Raw genomic sequence first — 4,391 nt, 5'->3', positions numbered from 1 at the left:
CCGCAATAGATGGCGGTTTCCGCAGGCAGCGCCGCCAGCTTCTTCAACGATTCATACATCACCGGCGGCTTGCATTCGAACAGGCGGCCGCAACCCAGCGCGAACAAAGTGTCGGCGGTGAAGGCCACTTTCGAGGCCGGCAGGTGGTAGGAGACATGGCCGGCGGTATGGCCGGGCGTCTCGATGACCTCGATCCGTTCCTCGCCAAGGCGCACGACCGAGCCCTGGCTGACCGTCTCGTCGATGCCGGGAATCTTTGCCTTCTCGGCTTCCGGGCCAATAATGCGCAGCTTGAAGCGCTCCTTGAGCGCCAGATTGGCCTCGACGTGATCGGCATGATGGTGCGTGGTGAGGATCAATGTCGGCGTCCAGCCGGTGCGCTTGATCGCCGCAAGGATCGGCACTTCTTCCGGCGCGTCGATGATCGCCGTCTCGCCGCTTTTGGGATCGTGGACCAGCACGCCAAAATTGTCCGTGCGGCACATGAACTGCTCGATCTCTACGGCCATCGGCATCTTTCTCCATTATCGCCGCAGACATAGGGCGACCGGCCGCCGATGTCATCCGGGTTTATCGAACTTGGCGCGTTTATCGAACTTGCGCCTTTGTTGAACTTGGCAGGCTTCACGGCTACCGTCCCGCGCATGCATTCGGACATCGTCGACCTGCGTTCCTTCTACTCGTCCACGCTCGGGCGTCTCGCCGAGCGCTCGATCACCATGGCGCTGTCGTCCATCTGGGCAACTGTCCCCAACGAGCGGCTGGTCGGCCTCGGCTACGCGCTGCCATGGCTGGAACGCTTCGGCACCGATGCCGAGCGTGTCTTCGCTTTCATGCCGGCAACGCAGGGCGCTGTGGTATGGCCGGCGTCAGGACCGACGGCGACGGCGCTGGTCTTCGACGAGGAACTGCCGCTGGTCGATTCCTGCATCGATCGCGTGCTCCTGGTGCATTCGCTCGAGCACGCCGAAAACCCGCGCGAGACGCTGAACGAAATCTGGCGCGTGCTGTCGCCGGCGGGCAGAGTCGTCATCGTCGTGCCCAACCGGCGCGGCGTCTGGGCGCGCTTCGAGCACACGCCCTTCGGCAACGGCCGGCCGTTCTCGCGCGGCCAGCTGACCGAGTTGCTGCGCGAGGCGAACTTCACCCCGGCGACCTGGAGCGATGCGCTGTTCTTCCCGCCGTCGCCGCGGCGTTTCATGATGCGGTTCCACAATGTGCTGGAGCGGGCCGGCCGCCGGTTCTGGCCGATCTTTTCGGGCGTCATCGTCGTCGAGGCGCAGAAGCGGCTCTACCAGGGCGTGCCGGTCGCCCAGCGCGCCTCGCGCCGCGTCTTCGTGCCAGTCTTCTCGCCACAGGGCGCGACGCGGCTCGGACGCAAGGCGGCGGACGTCGCCGCCCGACGGGTGACGCGTTCGTGATCGGTGTCGCGCCTTGTCCTTTACCCCCATCGCCACCCTATCTGAGGGAAAGCTTCGCGGCGCGGCTCCGTTGATCGCGCCCGAAATCAGGGATGTCCTTTATGGCTGACCAAATGGACTACAAGCCAGGCGCCGAGCAGGCTGCGTTCTCGATCGAGACCAGCAGCCTTTCCGACCAGCTGGCCACGATACGCATGGCGCTGAAGACCTCGCCGGTGCGCCGGCCGCTTGCCTGGGTCAGTGTCGGCATCGTCGCCGTCATCATCGCGACCTCGATCGGGCAGGTTCTGCTCAACCGATGGAACCAGCCTTTCTACGATGCGCTGGCGCGGCGCGACCTCGGGGGCTTCCTGCACCAACTGATGATCTTTGTGGAAATCGCCGGCAGCCTGCTGGTGCTCAATATCGGCCAGACGTGGCTCAACCAGATGATCCGGCTGAAGCTGCGCGAGGCGCTGACGCTCGACCTCATCGATGAATGGATGGCGCCGGCCCGGGCCTTCCGGCTCGCCCATGCCGGCGCCATCGGCGTCAATCCCGATCAGCGCATGCAGCAGGATGCCGCCCATCTGTCGGATCTGTCGACCGACCTTGGCGTCGGCCTATTGCAGTCCTTCATCCTGCTGGCGTCCTTCGTCGGCGTGCTCTGGCAGCTCTCTTCCGGCTTCGTCTTCCATATCGGCGGCCATTCGATCACCATACCGGGCTACATGGTCTGGGCTGCGGTCCTTTATGCCGGCATCGCGTCCTGGCTGAGCTGGCTGGTGGGCCGGCCGCTGATACGCTTCAACAGCGACCGCTACACCCGCGAGGCGGAGCTGCGCTCCTCGATGGTCCGGGTCAACGAGAATGTCGATGCGATCGCTCTGGCCCATGGCGAGGCCGATGCCAGGCGCCAGCTGGAGCTCGACCTCGGCACCGTGCTTGGCGCTATGCGGCGTATCTACAGCGCCCAGATCAACCTTTCCTGGGTCACCGATGCCTATGGCTGGATCACCGTGGTAGCCCCGATCCTGGTGGCCGCGCCCGTCTATTTCGCGGGCGACATCAGCTTCGGCGGCTTGATGATGGCGGTGGGCGCTTTCAACCAGGTGAATTCCTCGCTGCGCTGGTTCATCAACAATATCGGCGCCATCGCCGACTGGCGGGCAACGCTGATGCGCGTCGCCGACTTCCGCATCGCGCTTGGCGAAACGGACATCCTGCACGACAAGGAAAAGCGAATCGAGGTCGGCGAGAATCCGGACGGCAAGCTGACATTCGACGAGCTCGAAGTCGCCTCGCCCGACGGCTGCACCCGGCTTGCCGAGACGAGCGTCGAAGTCCATCCGGGCGAGCATGTCATGATCACTGGCGATCCGCGCGCCGGCAAGACGCTGTTCTTCCGCGCCCTTGCCGGCCTGTGGCCCTGGGGAGGGGGCCGCATCGGCATGCCCGACGGGGAGAAGCCGTTCTTCGTACCGCGCACGCCCTATTTCCCGCTCGGTTCGCTGCGCGATGTGCTGAACCACGCCGAGGGCGTCAAGATCGACGACGCCGAGATCAAGGCCGTGCTCGGCGAGGTCGGGCTGGAGCGCCTGTCGTCCCAGCTCGACCGCTCGGCGCGCTGGGAGCGTGAGCTGGCGGACGACGAGCAGCGCCTGCTGGCGTTTGCCCGGCTGGCGCTGCGGAAGCCGAAATGGGTCATCATCGACGAGGCGCTGGACACGTTGGACGGCGCGACGCTGCGGCGCGTGCTGGCGATGCTGCAGGCCAGGCTCCCGGATGCAGCAATCCTCAATATCGGGCGCGGCCTGCACAACAACCAGTTCTTCCCGAGGGCCTTCACCATCGTCAAGGACGTCTGCGGCCCGGCGCTCAAGCCGGCGCGCGTCCGCGCCGGAGCGATCGAGCCGCCGCCCCAGGCGGCGCGCCGCAAGAAATAGCTTTATTTTGCCGCGATCGCCGGGAAGAATCGCCGGCGTCGACAGAACGCCTGCAGCCATGCTCGAGATGCTCAGCCTGCTTGCCTGTTTCGCCTGCGCCGAGGCGGCTTCGTTGCCCGCGCCTGGCGGCGGCACGCCGGTCGATGTGGAGCTGGTGCTTGCCGTCGACATTTCGCAGTCGATGGATGAGGAGGAGTTCGCGCTGCAGCGCGCCGGTTATGTCGAGGCGCTGCGTCATCGCGATTTCATCAACGCGGTTCGTTCGGGAACGAACGGGCGCATCGCGCTTGCCTATTTCGAATGGGCAGGGGTGGTTCGCGACGACGGCGTCATCGCCTGGCAGGTCATTGACGGCGAGGGCAGCGCCAACGCCTTCGCCGACAAGATCGCCTCCCGGCCGTTCCGGAGCTTTCGCGGCACCTCGATCTCGGGCGCGCTGGGCTTCGGCACCGGGCTCCTGGAGAAAAGCGCCTTTTCGGCGCCGCGCAGGGTCATCGACATATCGGGCGACGGCCCCAACAATACCGGACGGCCTGTCGCCGCGATCCGCGATGCCGCCGTTGCCGAGGGTATCGTTATCAACGGCCTGCCCATACTCATCAGGCCGTCGCCGAGCGTCAGCCGCCTCGACCGATACTATGCCGATTGCGTGACCGGAGGAGACGGTTCCTTCGTGCTGCCGATCTACGCGGCGTCCGAATTCTCGACCGCCATCCGCCGCAAGCTGATCCAGGAGGTGAGCGGCCTCGCCGACGCCAGATCCATTCGCGTCCAGGATGCAGCGCCCGTCGATTGCCTGCTGGGCGAGCGCCTGCGGCAGCGGTTCTCCGATCCGTATTTTCCGGAACTCGACCGATAGCGGTCTTGCGGCCGCATCAGACCGCGCGGGGGCCGTATTTGGCGCGGAACTCGTCGTAACAGTCGCGCCGCCAGCGGCGGCCGATGACATAGCCGCGCAGCAGTTGCGGCAGCGAATAGCCGAGCGCGTTTGACGAGCGGTTGGCTAGGTAGCCGGAAAAGGCCTGCTGCAGCCGGCCCTTCAATG

At 65.7% G+C, this 4,391-nt stretch carries 4 protein-coding genes; 3 read left to right on the top strand and 1 reads right to left on the bottom strand.

Features of this window, described 5'->3' with window-relative positions; genetic code table 11:
- A partial coding sequence (gloB, locus tag EOA24_RS28785) for a hydroxyacylglutathione hydrolase (protein ID WP_127410331.1) occupies positions 1-509 on the bottom strand: 509 nt, incomplete at its 3' end.
- 135 nt (positions 510-644) lie between these two features.
- On the opposite strand from gloB, the gene EOA24_RS28780 reads away from it, so the two are divergent.
- From EOA24_RS28780 to EOA24_RS28770, 3 genes are all read left to right on the top strand, one after another.
- Positions 645-1,421: a methyltransferase domain-containing protein gene (locus tag EOA24_RS28780; RefSeq protein WP_126081007.1), complete on the top strand. Its 777-nt coding sequence runs from the start codon at positions 645-647 to the stop codon at positions 1,419-1,421.
- 101 nt (positions 1,422-1,522) lie between these two features.
- The gene (locus EOA24_RS28775; protein ID WP_126081008.1) at positions 1,523-3,346 is read left to right on the top strand and encodes an ABC transporter ATP-binding protein/permease; all 1,824 of its coding nucleotides are present in this window, start codon (positions 1,523-1,525) and stop codon (positions 3,344-3,346) included.
- Positions 3,347-3,404: 58 nt separating this feature from the next.
- The gene (locus EOA24_RS28770) at positions 3,405-4,205 is read left to right on the top strand and encodes a DUF1194 domain-containing protein (RefSeq protein ID WP_126081009.1); all 801 of its coding nucleotides are present in this window, start codon (positions 3,405-3,407) and stop codon (positions 4,203-4,205) included.
- The last annotated feature ends 186 nt before the right edge of the window (positions 4,206-4,391 follow it).

Source organism: Mesorhizobium sp. M2A.F.Ca.ET.039.01.1.1 (assembly GCF_003998035.1).
GTDB lineage: Bacteria > Pseudomonadota > Alphaproteobacteria > Rhizobiales > Rhizobiaceae > Mesorhizobium.
The sequence above is the reverse complement of the archived record's forward strand: the minus strand, read 5'-3'. Positions and strand labels throughout refer to the sequence as shown.